We start from the raw sequence: 14,665 nt of genomic DNA, 5'->3' as shown, positions 1-14,665 counted from the left end.
CCTCTGTCCTGTAATGTGGGATGTGCCTGTTTTGACCAATAGCGTACCGTTACGTTCCGTAAAAAGCCGCTCTGCGAGTGTATCTATCTGCTTCATCATTGAAAATGATAATTGCGCGATTGTGGGATAATTATAAAAAGCGGAGTCTTTTTTGTGACACTTAGATACAATTCACGTTCTGTATGAAAGCACAGGCCTCAGGGAATAGATTTATGCTCGAGATGTTGATGCAGTGGTACCGTCGCCGATTTAGCGACCCCGAAGCGATAGCGCTGCTGGTGATTCTGCTGGCCGGTTTTTGCATTCTGTTTTTCTTCAGCGGCCTGCTGGCGCCGCTGCTGGTGGCGTTGGTTCTGGCGTATTTGCTGGAGTGGCCGACCGTGCGTCTGGAGCGTCTGGGCTGGTCGAGACGCTGGGCGACCAGCGTCGTGCTGGTGCTATTCGTCGGCATCCTGCTGCTGATGTCATTCGTGGTGATGCCAATTGCGTGGCAGCAAGGGATTAATCTCATCCATGATATGCCGGGCATGCTCAATAAATTGTCTGACTTTGCCGCCACGCTGCCGCGCCGCTATCCGGCGCTAATGGATGCGGGCATTATCGACGCGATGGCCGAAAATATGCGTAGCCGCATGCTGACCATGGGCGACTCGGTGGTGAAGTATTCGGTCGCATCGCTGGTCGGGCTGTTGACGCTGGCGGTCTATCTGGTGCTGGTGCCGCTGATGGTCTTTTTCCTGGTTAAGGACAAAGAGCAAATGCTTAATGCCGTTCGCCGGGTGCTGCCGCGTAACCGTGGGCTGGCAGGGCAGGTATGGAAAGAGATGAACCAGCAAATCACCAACTATATTCGTGGCAAAGTGCTGGAAATGGTGGTGGTGGGTATTGCCACCTGGCTTGGTTTCCTGATGTTTGGCCTCAACTACTCGCTGCTGCTGGCGGTGCTGGTGGGGCTATCGGTACTGATTCCTTACATCGGGGCGTTTGTGGTGACTATTCCGGTGGTCTGCGTAGCGCTGTTCCAGTTCGGTCTTGGCACCGAATTCTGGAGCCTGTTCGCAGTGTATCTGATTATTCAGGGGCTGGACGGCAACCTGCTGGTGCCGGTGCTGTTCTCTGAAGCGGTAAACCTGCATCCGCTGGTGATTATTCTGTCGGTGGTAATTTTCGGTGGGCTGTGGGGGTTCTGGGGCGTCTTCTTTGCGATTCCGCTCGCGACGCTGATTAAGGCGGTGGTCCATGCCTGGCCGGACGGGCTGGCGGTAGAAGAGTCCTGATAATAAAAAGCCGACATCACGTCGGCTTTTTTAATTCATTGGGATATCACGCGTTCGCTTGCAGCCAGCCCAGCACGATATCGTGGTGGTTGCTGGTTTTGAAGTCATCAAACACATGTTCAACTTTGCCGTCAGCGTCCACCAGGAAGCTGATGCGGTGAATACCATCATAGGTTTTACCCATGAAGGATTTTTCGCCCCAGATACCAAACTGTTCGCAGACCTGATGATCTTCATCGGAGAGCAGCGTGAAGTTAAGCAGCTCTTTTTCGGCGAAACGGGACAGTTTTTCTGGTTTATCGGTGCTGATACCCAGAACCTCTACGCCCGCTTTTTTCAGTTCGTCCATATTGTCGCGAAGGCCGCAAGCCTGCACGGTGCAGCCAGGGGTCATCGCTTTCGGGTAGAAATAGACCAGAACACGTTGTCCCTGGAAGTCGGTCAAATTTACCTGCTCGCCGTCTTGATCGGGCAAACTAAATTTCGGTGCGATATCACCGGCTTTCAGTGGGTTCATTACTCATCTCCATCCTGTTCATCATGCTGTGAATAATTGATCACGTTTATACTGCCTTGCGCTTTCAATTCTGTACATAGGGCTTTGAACGCTTGCTCAATATTTGATGCATTTTGCGTAGCCGGACTATGGGCAGTAATCTGGATGAATAGCTGGGCGGCGGCTGCGTCGGCTCCCGGTTGGGTGCGTGAAACCAGCTCGGCGATGTTCATCTCCCAGCTATCGAAGAGAGCGGTAAAACGCTCAATGATGTGCGGGGAGTCGGGAACTTCCACCTGAACCCACACGGTGGCGGGCATCGCCGGACGAGGGCGAGCAGTGGTGCGCTTCATCACAATCAGCAGGTCCAGTTCTGCCCCTTTTAGCGGCAGGGTCGATTCAATGAGGGTAATGGCGTTCCAGGTGCCGGAAAGCAGCATAATAAAAGTGAACTCATCTCCCAGCATAGCCAAACGACTGTCTTCGATGTTGCAGCCACAACTACTGACGTGACGAGTGATCGTATTGACGATGCCAGGGCGATCCGCGCCCAGGGCTGTGATGACCAGATAGTGTTGTAATGAGGCTGTCAAACCTGTTCTTCCTTTAAAAAGGTGCGGTATACCCTAGGAAAGCATAAAAAAAACCGGCATACAACATTCTGAAGGGCTTCAGTCTCTTGCTTTTATTACAAGACCAAACGTACCATTGAGACTCATGTCCGCACGTCAGCACAGAGGATGGCCCATGTTCACGGGAAGTATTGTAGCGCTTGTCACGCCGATGGATGAAAAAGGTAATGTCGACCGTTCAAGCCTGAAAAAACTGATTGATTACCATGTCGCCAACGGAACCTCGGCGATCGTGTCGGTAGGGACTACCGGCGAGTCCGCAACGCTCAGCCACGAAGAGCATGGCGACGTGGTGATGACCACGCTGGAACTGGCCGATGGCCGCATTCCAGTTATCGCAGGAACGGGGGCAAATGCAACCGCAGAGGCGATTAGCCTGACCCAGCGTTTTAACAATACCGGCGTTGTCGGCTGCCTGACGGTGACCCCGTACTACAACCGTCCGACCCAGGAAGGTCTGTTCCAGCACTTCAAAGCGATTGCCGAGCATACTGACCTGCCGCAAATCCTGTATAATGTGCCGTCGCGTACCGGCTGCGATATGCTGCCGGAAACCGTAGGTCGCCTTGCGAAAATTAAAAATATTATCGCGATTAAGGAAGCCACGGGGAACTTAAGTCGTGTTCACCAGATCAAAGAGCTGGTTTCAGACGATTTCATCCTGCTCAGCGGTGATGATGCTTCCGGGTTGGATTTCATGCAGTTGGGCGGTCACGGCGTCATTTCGGTGACGGCGAACGTTGCAGCACGTGATATGGCAGAAATGTGCAAGCTGGCGGCAGAAGGCCAGTTTGAGCAGGCGCGTATCATCAACCAACGTTTGATGCCGCTTCACAATAAATTATTTGTCGAACCCAATCCTATCCCAGTGAAATGGGCATGTAAGGAATTGGGACTTGTGGCGACCGATATCATGCGCTTGCCGATGACACCTATCACCGACCACGGTCGTGATGTTGTGGCATCCGCATTGAAGCATGCCGGTTTGCTGTAAAGTTTAGGGAGATTTGATGGCTTACTCAGTACAGAAGTCGCGCCTGGCGAAGGTTGCGGGTGTTTCGTTGGTTCTACTGCTTGCAGCTTGTAGTTCCGACTCGCGCTATAAGCGCCAGGTGAGCGGTGATGAATCCTACCTGGATGCAGCACCGTTAAGTGAACTTCACGCCCCTGCGGGGATGATCCTGCCGATTGAAAATGGCGACTACAACATCCCGGTCGCTAACGGCAGCGGTGCCGTAGGTAAGGCGCTGGATATCCGTCCACCGGCTCAGGCGCTGGCGCTGGTATCCGGTGCGCGTACCCAGTTTACCGGCGACACAGCTACGCTACTGGTTGAAAATAGCCGTAGCGGTTCTCTGTGGCCACAGGTTGTCAGCATCGTTCAGGCGAAAAACTACACCATTACCAAACGTGATGATGCAAGCCAAACGCTGACCACGGACTGGGTTGACTGGAACCGTCTTGATGAAGACCAGCAGTACCGCGGTCGTTATCAAATCTCCGTGCAGCCGCAGGGCTATCAGCAGGCGGTGATGGTAAAACTGGTTAACCTCGAACAAGCAGGTAAAGCCGTTGCCGATCGTGCTTCGCTGCAGCGCTATAGCGCTGAAATGCTGAACGTGATTTCCGCTGGCCTTGATAAGAACGCCACCGATGCGGCGAACGCTTCCAAAGGTACCGCAGGTGCAACCTTCGACGTCCAGAGCGCAGCCGACGATACCGGCCTGCCAATGCTGGTCGTTCGTGCGCCGTTCAACCAGGTATGGCAGCGTTTGCCAGCTACGCTGGAAAAAGTGGGCATGAAAGTGACCGACAGCACCCGCTCTCAGGGCAGCGTGGCAGTAACCTACAAGCCGCTGTCTGAAAGCCGTTGGCGCGATCTTGGCGCGAGCGACCCGGGTATGGCTTCCGGCGACTACAAACTTCAGGTCGGCGACCTGGACAACCGTAGTAGTCTGCAGTTCATCGATCCGAAAGGTCATCCGCTGACGCAGTCTCAAAATGACGCCCTGGTAGCCGCATTCCAGGCCGCATTTACGAAGTAATTAATCAGGGCTGGAGCAATCCAGCCCTTTTTTCTGTATAGTGACGCAAACGTGTGCGTCAGTAGAAAAAGCACAAATATTTAGACTCTTTGGATTTTAAGTTGCAGGAACGTACGCAACGTACCTGACGCTTGAAAGACGACGAGCGTATCGTTAAACATCACTGGAGTGACAAAGATGCAAAAGCTAGCTGAGTTGTATCGTGGTAAAGCGAAAACCGTATACAGCACCGAAAACCCGGATCTGTTGGTACTCGAATTCCGTAACGATACGTCAGCAGGAGATGGTGCCCGTATTGAACAGTTCGACCGTAAAGGCATGGTGAACAACAAGTTCAACCATTTCATTATGAGCAAACTGGCGCAAGCCGGCATCCCGACTCAAATGGAAGCACTGTTGTCCGATACCGAATGTCTGGTTAAAAAACTGGATATGGTGCCGGTAGAGTGCGTGGTGCGTAACCGCGCAGCCGGGTCGCTGGTGAAACGTTTAGGGATTGAAGAAGGTATTGAACTGAATCCGCCGCTGTTCGATCTGTTCTTGAAAAACGATGCGATGCACGACCCGATGGTTAACGAATCCTACTGCGAAACCTTTGGCTGGGTGAGCAAAGAGAATCTGGCGCGTATGCAGGAGCTGACCTTTAAGGCTAACGACGTGCTGAAAAAGCTGTTTGATGACGCAGGGCTTATCCTGGTCGACTTCAAGCTGGAATTCGGCCTGTTCAAAGGCGAAGTGGTGCTGGGCGACGAGTTTTCCCCAGACGGCAGCCGTCTGTGGGACAAAAAGACCATGGATAAAATGGACAAAGACCGTTTCCGCCAGAGCCTGGGCGGCCTGATTGAAGCCTACGAAGAAGTGGCGCATCGTTTAGGCGTTAAGCTGGACTAAGTTTTACTCCCTCTCTCCGGCATCGTGCGGCCTCCACAGGCGATGCGATGCCGGCATGACGCATCCTACATTTCCAGTGGTAATCCCGTCCGTAACCGCCTACGATCTACCAGTATATTGATAAGATAAGATCGAGGTAGTTATGCGTTGGCAAGGTCGTCGCGAAAGCGACAATGTGGAAGACCGGCGGAACAGTTCCGACTCTCAGGGAATGGGGCGCGGCCCCGGTTTTCGTATTCCTAGCGGCAAAGGCGGCATTATTCTGCTGATTGTCGTGGTGGTTGCGGGCTATTACGGTGTGGATTTAACCGGTTTGATGACCGGCGAGCCAATCGGTCAGCAGCAGTCCTCCCAGCGCGTGAGTCAGCCAAAAGATGACGAAGCCGCCAAATTTACCTCGGTGATCCTCGCAACGACCGAAGATACCTGGGCGCAGCAATTCAAAGAGATGGGCAAAACCTATCAGCCGCCGCGCTTAGTGATGTACCGTGGCGCTACGCGTACCGGATGCGGTACCGGGCAATCCGTTATGGGGCCGTTCTACTGCCCAGCCGACACCACGGTCTATATCGACCTCTCCTTCTACGACGACATGAAAAGCAAACTCGGCGCGGGCGGTGATTTTGCGCAGGGCTACGTGATTGCCCATGAAGTGGGCCACCACGTGCAGAAGCTGTTGGGCATTGAGCCGAAAGTGCGCCAGATGCAGCAGAACGCTTCCGAAGCAGAAGTGAATCGTCTATCGGTGCGTATGGAACTGCAGGCCGACTGCTTTGCTGGCGTCTGGGGCCACAATATGCAAAAACAGGGCATCCTTGAAGCAGGAGACCTGGAAGAGGCGCTGAACGCTGCCGAAGCGATTGGCGATGACCGCCTTCAACAGCAAAGCCAGGGACGCGTGGCACCGGACAGCTTTACTCACGGTACCTCTCAGCAGCGTTACACCTGGCTGAAACGCGGCTTCGACAGCGGCGATCCGGGCCAGTGCAATACCTTCAGTAAATCACTCTAGCCAGATGTCGAGCATCATGGATGAGCTGTTCGCGCAGGCCGCGCGAATGGCACAGGCGGGGATTCGACGCCTGCTGGTGGTGAGCGGTGAGGCCACGTGGAGCGAACAGCAGGCGGTCGCGTTCCGCCATGCCGCCAGCGCGGATGTACTGTGGGTTGGCCCAACACCGACGGATGCACCTTTTTGCCTTCCTTCTAAACTCACGACCCTGCTGGGGCGTGAGTTTCAGCATGCTATTTTTGATGCCCGCAACGGTTTTGACGTTTCGGCTTTTGCCGCGCTGGCCGGTACGCTGCGCGCCGGAAGCTGGATGCTGCTGCTGGTGCCGGAGTGGCAGAACTGGCGTCAACAAACCGATGCCGACTCGCTGCGCTGGAGCGATGCGCCGGAACCGATTACTACCCCTAACTTTGTTGACCATTTTTGCCGGACGGTTGCCGCGAGCCCGCAGACGCTTGTCTGGCTGCAGGGGCAGCCTGTACCAAAACAACCCGAGATAACGAGGCCAGACTGGCAGCGGGCTAGCGGCCAGCCGGAGCGTGAGCAGCAGGCTATTTTACAGGCGCTATCGAATACCTCAGCCAAAGTGTGCGTGGTGACGGCCGAGCGAGGGCGAGGAAAATCGGCGTTGGCGGGTATGCATATTCAGCGTTTAGCGGGTGACGCTGTCGTCACCGCACCTTCGCGTGCTTCCGCTGACGTGATTGCCGAATTTGCCGGTGAGCGCTTTCATTTTATGGCCCCCGACGCGCTGCTGGCCTCCGATGCCGTCGCTGACTGGCTGGTGGTCGATGAAGCCGCAGCCATTCCAGCCCCGATGCTGAAAAAGCTCATTGCCCGCTTTCCCCATACGCTGCTGACTACCACGGTGCAGGGCTATGAGGGTACCGGTCGAGGTTTCTTACTGAAGTTCTGCGCCGAGTTCCCGCAGCGCGAAGCCTTTACCCTGGCGCAGCCTATTCGCTGGGCCGCAGGGTGTCCGCTCGAGGCGGTGGTTAATGATGCGCTTATTTTTCACGATGATTCCTTCGCTGAGCGGCCTGATGGCGAAGTGACGCTGCTCCCCGTAGAACAATCGGCCTGGCAGAGTCAGCCTGAACGACCTTCCGCACTCTATCAGTTGCTCTCCGGAGCGCACTACCGCACTTCACCGCTCGATCTCCGCCGCATGATGGATGCGCCTGGACAACATTTCCTGGCCGCCCTCAGCGCCAGCGGCCCTGCGGGCGCACTGTGGATGGTGGATGAGGGCGGCTTAACGCCTGCGTTGAGCCAGGCCGTCTGGGCCGGTTTTCGTCGCCCCAGAGGCAATCTGGTGGCGCAGTCACTGGCAGCACACGGGGGAAGCAGGCTTGCGGCCACGCTTATCGGGCGACGTATCAGCCGTATCGCCGTGCACCCGCTTCGCCAGCGCGAAGGTATCGGCCAGCGGCTGGTGGCGCAGGCGTGGGAAAGCGCCGTCGATTGCGACTATCTGTCGGTTAGCTTTGGCTATACCGATGAACTCTGGCGCTTCTGGCAGCGCTGTGGCTTCACGCTGGTGCGGATAGGGACCCAGCGCGAAGCGAGTAGCGGCTGCTATGCTGCCATGGCGTTACGGCCACTGACGGCGTCGGGAGAAGCGCTGATGCAGCGTGAACACGCCCGCCTGTGCCGCGAATGGCAATGGCTTCAGCGCTGGGTTGATGAAAAAGTCCCGCTGCCCGATCCCCCGGCCGCTACTCTTACTGATGATGACTGGTGGGATCTGGCAGGTTTTGCCTTCGCCCATCGCCCGCTGCTGGCGGTGCTGGCGAACCTGAATCTGCTTGTCGGGCAGCTAGAGCTACCGCTTCCTGCACTGCGGGGGCGCTTGAACGGTGAGGGCGAAACAGCGCTCTGCTCGCGCCTGGGCATTAACGGGCGTAAATCGCTGCTGATTCGGCTTCGCGACGAAGCGGGACAAGCGATGCGTGCAGTGGACAGCGAACGTACAAATATGCTCATGGAACAGATTCAGCAACTGCAATTTTTTTAACTGACTCATTCAGTTAAATGGCATGGTCATTATTCTGGTGCGGCGTAAACTGACCGACAAAACCAAGGAGACAGCCATGACACACGATCATTTTGTTGTTCAAAGCCCCGCGAAGCCCGCTCAACAGCTGCTGCTGTTGTTTCATGGCGTGGGTGATAATCCGGTGGCAATGGGACAAATCGGTAGCTGGTTTGCACCGCTGTTCCCGGATGCGTTAATCGTCAGCGTAGGCGGCGTCGAACCGTGCGGACCGGCTCCGGGACGTCAGTGGTTCTCTGTGCAGGGCGTGACGGAAGAAAACCGTCAGGCGCGCATTGATGCGATTATGCCGACCTTTATTGAGACGGTGCGCTACTGGCAGAAACAGAGTGGCGTTGGCCCGCAGGCTACCGCGCTTATCGGTTTCTCGCAGGGGGCGATTATGTCGCTCGAAGGGGTCAAGGCCGAGCCGAACCTGGCATCGCGGGTGATTGCCTTTAACGGCCGCTACGCGACGTTGCCGGAAACCGCCAGCACGGCAACCACCGTGCACCTTATTCACGGCGGTGAAGACCGGGTGATTGATTTGGCGTGGGCGGTGAAAGGGCAGGAGGCCATTCTCGCTGCTGGCGGCGATGTGACGCTGGATATCGTCGAAGATTTAGGTCACGCCATTGACGACCGCAGCATGCAGTTTGCGCTCGATCACCTGCGTTATACCGTGCCTAAGCACTATTTCGATGAAGCATTGAGCGGCGGAACGCCGAAAGATGATGACGTGATTGAAATGATGTAAGGATTAAAACGTGACCGCGTTTGAACAGGCTACCGTTGCGGTAGCCCGTTCAAATAACGGGGAGTAGGTAGTGACCGTAAACTATTTCTTCGGCTGATCCTTCTTCGGCCAGTCGTCGTCATCATCCCACTTGTCGTTGCAGTCACGATGCGGCGGCAGGTCGGGTTTGTTGGCGAGAAATTTTTTATGATCAACGCGGCTCAGATCTTTGATGACGTTGATGATGACCCCAACCAGAAACACCAGTACCAAAATCCACCAGTATTTTGTCAGCCAGTCCATGCGTGTTACCTCTTACTTACCGTTGCGCCCTCAGGCGACCAGTTGTTCCATTATCCGTTGATACATCCGTGCCAGCATCTGCAAGTCGGCGGCGTTAACGCACTCATTTATTTTATGAATGGTGGCGTTCACCGGCCCTAATTCCACGACCTGCGCACCCATCTGGGCAATAAAGCGCCCGTCCGAGGTCCCGCCGGTAGTCAGCAGCTGCGGTTCAATTTCATTATAGTGCGCGATGGCGTTAACGACTGCATCCACCAGCTTACCGCGCGCGGTCAGGAATGGTTGTCCGGAGATCCACCAGTCGAGGGTGTAGCGCAGTTGATATTTTTCCAGTAGCGCGATAACGCGCGCTTTGATCATCTCATCCGTCAGCTCGGTGCTGAAACGGAAGTTGAACTGTACAAACAGATCGCCTGGGATCACGTTATTGCTGCCGGTGCCGGCCTTAATGTTGGCAATCTGCATACTGGTTGGCGGGAAGAATTCGTTACCTTTATCCCACTCGATTGATACCAGTTCATTCATCCACGGCGCAGCGCGGTGAACCGGGTTGTCGGCCAGATGCGGATAGGCCACATGCCCTTGCACGCCATGAATGGTCAGGTTGCAGGTCATTGAGCCGCGACGGCCATTTTTAACCACGTCGCCCACCACTTCGGTACTGGAAGGTTCGCCCACCAGGCAGTAGTCCAGACGCTCATTGCGGGCCATCAGCGCTTCAACCACTTTGACCGTACCGTGCGTTGCGCTGGCCTCTTCATCGGAGGTTATCAGGAATGCCAGGCGGCCTTTGTGGTTTGGATGCTGGGCAACAAAACGCTCGGCGGCGATAACCATGGCTGCCAGCGAGCCTTTCATATCGGCCGCGCCGCGGCCAAACAGCATGCCGTCACGAATAGTCGGTTCAAACGGTGGATTTATCCAGCGGTCGGCATCACCTGCGGGCACCACATCGGTGTGGCCTGCAAACGCCAGCGTTTCCCCTTTGCCACGCCATGCCCAGAAATTCTGGGTATCACCAAAATCCATGGGTTCAACGGTGAACCCCGCCGCACGCAGGCGCTCGATCATTAGCGCCTGACAGCCCGCGTCATCGGGGCTAAGAGAAGGGCGGCGAATAAGCTGCTGAGCCAGCTCAATGACTGGGCAAGACATAAACTAGACCTCGTTATTTTTCGTTATCGACAAAAAAGTAAAACAGGGCGACGGCGTTAGCGCGCCTGTGCGAGCCACTGGGTGTAACTGGCGTCGCTAAAACCAAGCAGCATAGGCTGTGCCGGCGCGCAGAGCAATGGGCGTTTGATGATAGCCGGCATTTCCAGCATCAGCGCGGCGGCGGCTTCGGCATTGTTTACCGTCGCACGTACGCTTTCATCGAGTTTACGCCAGGTGGTGCCGCGGGTATTCAGCAGCGCTTCCCAGCCAAGCTCAGCAATAAAGGTCGCCAGCAGTTCAGATGGCAACCCATCGACGCGATAGTCATGAAAGCGATATTCAACCTGATGGTCATCCAGCCAACGACGGGCTTTTTTAATTGTGTCGCAGTTCTTTATTCCATAGAGGACGGTCATGTTCCACCTTTATATCAGCAGGTTTTAGGGGATTCGAATATACACGTTATTTGGCGCATCGCCCGTTTTAATTTCGGCTGCATAAAACGGTTGAAAAGCGTCCGGTTTATCATGCTGACTACAACTTAAGTCGTAGTGATTTAGCGTGGGCTTACCCAAAATTATTATCATGTTATTCACATAATTATAACTATTTCGGAATGTTGCTGCTCGTCACATTAAATGTCAACGTTCCGGCTCATAGTGGCGGCACGCAGTAAACATATGTTGGCAGTGACACTTAAAGCAATCGGGTAAACCGTATTCACAGGTCACACATTAGTACGTAAAATACACACAATAATAAGAGAGGTTGTTATGATTGAACGTGAACTGGGGAACTGGGGAACTGGAAAGACTTTATCGAAGTAATGCTTCGTAAATAGTTTTCAGCAATGTGAATTAAGCGCTGTGTTCTTTCAATAACCATGATGGTGTTGTGGTACAGAGTAGTTGGGTCACATTCCAATACAAAAAGGCGACATTTATAAATGTCGCCTTTTTGTTTCTTACTCTGGCTTCTCTTTGAGCGGGAAGCGTCTGCGTACCAGCACGAAGAACAACGGTACGAAGAAAATCGCCAGGATAGTGGCCGAGAGCATCCCGCCAACCACGCCGGTGCCCACCGCGTGTTGCCCGCCGGAGCCCGCGCCGGTGGTGAGTGCCATCGGCAGCACGCCGAAAATAAACGCCAGTGAGGTCATCAGAATCGGACGCAGACGTTGGCGGCAGGCTTCCAGCGTGGCCGACATTAAATCCTCGCCTTGCTCGTTTCTCTCGTTGGCAAATTCGACAATCAGAATGGCGTTTTTCGCCGATAGCCCGATTACCGTGAGCAGCCCGACCTGGAAGTAAACATCGTTCTCCAGCCCGCGCATCCAGGTTGCCAGTAGCGCACCGATAACCCCGAGCGGTACCACCAACATCACGGAGAATGGCACCGACCAGCTTTCATACAGCGCAGCCAGACACAGGAAGACGACCAGCAGCGAAATCGCATACAGCGCCGGAGCCTGCGCCCCAGAGAGTCGTTCCTGATAGGACATTGCCGTCCATTCCAGGCCGAAACCGGTAGGAAGCTGTTTCACCAGATTTTGCATGACGTCCATCGCGGTACCGGTACTCACGCCCGGCGCGGCTTCCCCGATAATCTCTACCGCAGAGTAGCCGTTATAGCGTTCCAGGCGCGGCGATCCGGTTTCCCAGCGTGAGGTGGCAAAGGCTGAGAATGGCACCATCTGACCGGTGTTATTCCGCACATACCACAAATTAATATCATCTGGCAGCATGCGGTATTTGGCGGCGGACTGGACGTATACTTTCTTCACGCGGCCGCGATCCATAAAGTCGTTAACGTAGCTTGAACCCCACGCGGTTTGTAGCGTGTCGTTAATATCGTCGATGGAAACCCCCAGCGCCTGGGCTTTTCGCTGGTCGATATCCACCTGCAGCTGTGGGCTATCGTCGAGACCGTTGTGACGCACGCGGGTCAGCTGCGGGTCTTTACCTGCTAGCTCTAACAGCTGGTCACGTGCCGCCATTAGCGCATCGTGCCCGGCTCCTGCGTGATCCTGCAATTCCATATCAAACCCGGCAGAGCTCCCCAAACCGCTAATGGACGGCGGGCTGCTGGCAAAGACGCGGGCTTCTTTAATCTTGTTCAGCGCTTTGGTAGCACGTTCAATAATGGCGAATGACGTTCCGGTGGTACTGTCGCGCTCGTCCCAGTCCTTCAGGCGCACAAACATCCGCGCTACGTTCTGACCATTACCGCCGGGGCCGGAGCCGATAGTGGCGAAGATTGAGGTGATATTGTCTTTCTCATTTTTAAAGAAATAGTCCTCAACTTTCTCCACCACCTTCAGCGTCTGTTGCTGAGTTGAACCGCTTGGCAACTGAACGGAAGTGGTGAACATGCCGCGGTCTTCCAGCGGCAGGAAAGAAGAGGGCAGGCGCAGGAACAGGAATACCATGCCACCAAGCAGCAGCACATAAATCAGCATCCAGCGGACGCTGCGCTGGAGAATCTTCGCCACGCCGGACTCATAGCGGCGGGAGCTGGCATCAAACTTGCGGTTAAACCAACCGAAGAAGCCCTTTGTCCCGTGGGTTTCGCCTTTGTGGATAGGCTTCAGGAGAGTGGCGCATAGCGCGGGTGTGAGGATCATCGCCACCAGCACCGAGAGCACCATTGCCGATACGATGGTTATCGAGAACTGGCGGTAAATCGCCCCGGTAGTGCCGCCAAAGAAGGCCATCGGGATAAACACCGCCGACAGCACCATGGCGATACCCACCAGCGCACCTTGAATTTGCCCCATCGATTTTCGCGTGGCCTGCCTCGGCGTGAGCCCTTCGCTACTCATTATTCGCTCGACGTTTTCAACCACCACGATGGCGTCATCCACCAGCAGCCCGATGGCGAGCACCATGGCGAACATCGTCAGGGTGTTAATGCTGTATCCAAAGGCGTAGAGGACTGAGAATGTCCCCATCAGCACCACCGGAACGGCGATGGTTGGAATCAGCGTAGCGCGGAAGTTTTGCAAGAACAGGTACATTACCAGGAATACCAGCAATACCGCTTCAAGCAGCGTTTTTACGACATCCTTAATGGATGCTTTGACGAACGAGGTGGTCTCGTAGGCCACTTTATATTCCAGCCCGTGTGGGAAGTACTGCTTGAGTTCATCCAGCCGTTGGATGACGCGCTCGGCGGTGGCCATTTCATTGGCGCCGGAAGCGAGCTTGATACCCAAACCGGAGGCCGGATTGCGGTTATAGCGGCTGAGGTAGTCGTATTTTTCCGCGCCCATTTCGATGGTGGCGACGTCACCTAACGTGACCTGCGAACCGTCCTGATTGACGCGCAGGGTAATATCGCGAAATTGCTCCGGTGTTTGCAGTAAAGACTGGGCGTTGATGGTAGCGTTCAGCGCCTGGTTATCGACCGATGGCGTTCCCCCTAGCTGACCGACCGCAATCTGCGCGTTCTGGGATTTAATGGCGCTGGTGACATCGCCAGCGGTGAGCTGGAAGCTATTGAGTTTGGCCGGGTCGAGCCAGATACGCATGGAGTATTGCGAGCCGTAGGCATCGATGTCGCCCACGCCGTCCACACGGCTGAGTGGGTCCTGAATGTTACTGGCTACATAGTCGGAGATATCTTGCTTATCCATGCTGCCATCGGTGGAGACGAAGGCGATAGTCAGAATGTTAGTATCGCCGGTTTTACGCACCGTGACGCCCTGGGTTTGCACTGCCTGCGGCAGCTTGTTCATGGCGGTTTGTAGCTGATTTTGCACCTGCTGTACGGCTTCGTCCGGGTCGGTGCCCGCCACAAAGCTCAGGGTAATACTGGCCTGGCCGGTGGCGCTACTTTGCGATGACATATACATCAGGTTATCGATGCCGGTCATGTTCTGTTCGATAACCTGAGTGACGGTATTTTCCAGCGTCTGCGCTGATGCTCCAGGGTAGTTGGCGGAGATGCGTACGTTTGGCGGCGCGAGGTCAGGGTATTGCTCAACGGGGAGTGAAAATATTGCTAGCGTACCGGTCAGGCACAACAGGATTGCCAGCACCCAGGCAAAAATGGGGCGATCGATAAAGAAATTCGCCATCA

13 protein-coding genes and 1 pseudogene are annotated in these 14,665 nt (G+C 55.1%); 8 read left to right on the top strand and 6 right to left on the bottom strand.

Annotated elements, in window-relative coordinates:
• Positions 1 to 212 precede the first annotated feature (212 nt).
• Positions 213 to 1,277, top strand: a complete 1,065-nt coding sequence (locus LZ634_RS03470; RefSeq protein WP_234502363.1) for an AI-2E family transporter — start codon at positions 213 to 215, stop codon at positions 1,275 to 1,277.
• A 46-nt stretch (positions 1,278 to 1,323) separates the two neighbouring features.
• Here the strand turns inward: LZ634_RS03470 and bcp are convergent, their stop codons facing one another.
• Together bcp and LZ634_RS03460 are read right to left on the bottom strand one after the other, a co-directional pair.
• Positions 1,324 to 1,794: a thioredoxin-dependent thiol peroxidase gene (gene bcp, locus LZ634_RS03465; protein WP_234502362.1), complete on the bottom strand. Its 471-nt coding sequence runs from the start codon at positions 1,792 to 1,794 to the stop codon at positions 1,324 to 1,326.
• The gene (locus LZ634_RS03460; protein WP_234502361.1) at positions 1,794 to 2,366 is read right to left on the bottom strand and encodes a glycine cleavage system transcriptional repressor; all 573 of its coding nucleotides are present in this window, start codon (positions 2,364 to 2,366) and stop codon (positions 1,794 to 1,796) included. Before LZ634_RS03460 ends, bcp begins: the two co-directional genes overlap by 1 nt.
• A 154-nt stretch (positions 2,367 to 2,520) precedes the next feature.
• Here LZ634_RS03460 and dapA point away from each other — a divergent pair, with 154 nt between their 5' ends.
• The 6 genes from dapA to ypfH all read left to right on the top strand — a co-directional run bounded on the left by dapA (position 2,521) and on the right by ypfH (position 9,145).
• On the top strand, positions 2,521 to 3,399 hold the full coding sequence (dapA, locus tag LZ634_RS03455; RefSeq protein ID WP_234502360.1) for a 4-hydroxy-tetrahydrodipicolinate synthase: 879 nt from the start codon (positions 2,521 to 2,523) through the stop codon (positions 3,397 to 3,399).
• A 16-nt stretch (positions 3,400 to 3,415) separates the two neighbouring features.
• Positions 3,416 to 4,450: an outer membrane protein assembly factor BamC gene (gene bamC / locus LZ634_RS03450; protein WP_234502359.1), complete on the top strand. Its 1,035-nt coding sequence runs from the start codon at positions 3,416 to 3,418 to the stop codon at positions 4,448 to 4,450.
• Positions 4,451 to 4,627: 177 nt separating this feature from the next.
• Positions 4,628 to 5,341 (top strand): phosphoribosylaminoimidazolesuccinocarboxamide synthase, encoded by a 714-nt coding sequence (gene purC / locus LZ634_RS03445; RefSeq protein ID WP_052282331.1) that lies wholly within the window; start codon positions 4,628 to 4,630, stop codon positions 5,339 to 5,341.
• A 142-nt stretch (positions 5,342 to 5,483) separates the two neighbouring features.
• Complete coding sequence (locus LZ634_RS03440) at positions 5,484 to 6,353, top strand: neutral zinc metallopeptidase (protein WP_234502358.1); 870 nt, start codon at positions 5,484 to 5,486, stop codon at positions 6,351 to 6,353.
• Positions 6,354 to 6,369: 16 nt separating this feature from the next.
• Positions 6,370 to 8,370 carry a tRNA(Met) cytidine acetyltransferase TmcA gene (locus LZ634_RS03435; RefSeq protein ID WP_320673442.1) on the top strand — a complete coding sequence of 667 codons (2,001 nt, stop codon included), beginning with the start codon at positions 6,370 to 6,372 and terminating at the stop codon, positions 8,368 to 8,370.
• A gap of 76 nt (positions 8,371 to 8,446) precedes the next feature.
• Positions 8,447 to 9,145: an esterase gene (ypfH, locus tag LZ634_RS03430; protein WP_234502356.1), complete on the top strand. Its 699-nt coding sequence runs from the start codon at positions 8,447 to 8,449 to the stop codon at positions 9,143 to 9,145.
• An 81-nt stretch (positions 9,146 to 9,226) separates the two neighbouring features.
• On the opposite strand, the gene LZ634_RS03425 is transcribed toward ypfH, so the two are convergent.
• The 3 genes from LZ634_RS03425 to LZ634_RS03415 are packed head-to-tail and all read right to left on the bottom strand — an operon-like array spanning position 9,227 to position 11,001.
• Positions 9,227 to 9,427 carry a YpfN family protein gene (locus tag LZ634_RS03425; RefSeq protein WP_234502355.1) on the bottom strand — a complete coding sequence of 67 codons (201 nt, stop codon included), beginning with the start codon at positions 9,425 to 9,427 and terminating at the stop codon, positions 9,227 to 9,229.
• Between the two features lie 30 nt (positions 9,428 to 9,457).
• Positions 9,458 to 10,585 (bottom strand): succinyl-diaminopimelate desuccinylase, encoded by a 1,128-nt coding sequence (dapE, locus tag LZ634_RS03420; protein ID WP_234502354.1) that lies wholly within the window; start codon positions 10,583 to 10,585, stop codon positions 9,458 to 9,460.
• A gap of 56 nt (positions 10,586 to 10,641) precedes the next feature.
• Positions 10,642 to 11,001, bottom strand: a complete 360-nt coding sequence (locus LZ634_RS03415) for an ArsC family reductase (protein WP_234502353.1) — start codon at positions 10,999 to 11,001, stop codon at positions 10,642 to 10,644.
• A gap of 377 nt (positions 11,002 to 11,378) precedes the next feature.
• Here LZ634_RS03415 and ypfM point away from each other — a divergent pair.
• A pseudogene (ypfM, locus tag LZ634_RS22725) lies at positions 11,379 to 11,426 on the top strand (protein YpfM); the annotation flags it as partial.
• 123 nt (positions 11,427 to 11,549) lie between these two features.
• Here the strand turns inward: ypfM and acrD are convergent.
• Entirely contained in the window at positions 11,550 to 14,663 is a 3,114-nt protein-coding gene (gene acrD, locus LZ634_RS03410) for a multidrug efflux RND transporter permease AcrD (protein WP_234502352.1), read from the bottom strand.
• Positions 14,664 to 14,665: the final 2 nt, after the last annotated feature.

Origin of the sequence: Kluyvera intermedia (genome assembly GCF_021440345.1) — a bacterium.
GTDB lineage: Bacteria > Pseudomonadota > Gammaproteobacteria > Enterobacterales > Enterobacteriaceae > Kluyvera > Kluyvera intermedia_A.
The sequence above is the reverse complement of the archived record's forward strand: the minus strand, read 5'-3'. Positions and strand labels throughout refer to the sequence as shown.

Bases quoted from the DNA above. Each gene is read 5' to 3' on its own strand.
- LZ634_RS03440 (WP_234502358.1), top strand. From the start codon at position 5,484: ATGCGTTGGCAAGGTCGTCGCGAAAGCGACAATGTGGAAGACCGGCGG.
- bcp (WP_234502362.1), bottom strand. From the start codon at position 1,794: ATGAACCCACTGAAAGCCGGTGATATCGCACCGAAATTTAGTTTGCCC.
- LZ634_RS03425 (WP_234502355.1), bottom strand. From the start codon at position 9,427: ATGGACTGGCTGACAAAATACTGGTGGATTTTGGTACTGGTGTTTCTG.
- purC (WP_052282331.1), top strand. From the start codon at position 4,628: ATGCAAAAGCTAGCTGAGTTGTATCGTGGTAAAGCGAAAACCGTATAC.
- LZ634_RS03415 (WP_234502353.1), bottom strand. From the start codon at position 11,001: ATGACCGTCCTCTATGGAATAAAGAACTGCGACACAATTAAAAAAGCC.
- dapE (WP_234502354.1), bottom strand. From the start codon at position 10,585: ATGTCTTGCCCAGTCATTGAGCTGGCTCAGCAGCTTATTCGCCGCCCT.
- LZ634_RS03435 (WP_320673442.1), top strand. From the start codon at position 6,370: ATGGATGAGCTGTTCGCGCAGGCCGCGCGAATGGCACAGGCGGGGATT.
- ypfH (WP_234502356.1), top strand. From the start codon at position 8,447: ATGACACACGATCATTTTGTTGTTCAAAGCCCCGCGAAGCCCGCTCAA.
- acrD (WP_234502352.1), bottom strand. From the start codon at position 14,663: ATGGCGAATTTCTTTATCGATCGCCCCATTTTTGCCTGGGTGCTGGCA.
- dapA (WP_234502360.1), top strand. From the start codon at position 2,521: ATGTTCACGGGAAGTATTGTAGCGCTTGTCACGCCGATGGATGAAAAA.
- bamC (WP_234502359.1), top strand. From the start codon at position 3,416: ATGGCTTACTCAGTACAGAAGTCGCGCCTGGCGAAGGTTGCGGGTGTT.
- LZ634_RS03470 (WP_234502363.1), top strand. From the start codon at position 213: ATGCTCGAGATGTTGATGCAGTGGTACCGTCGCCGATTTAGCGACCCC.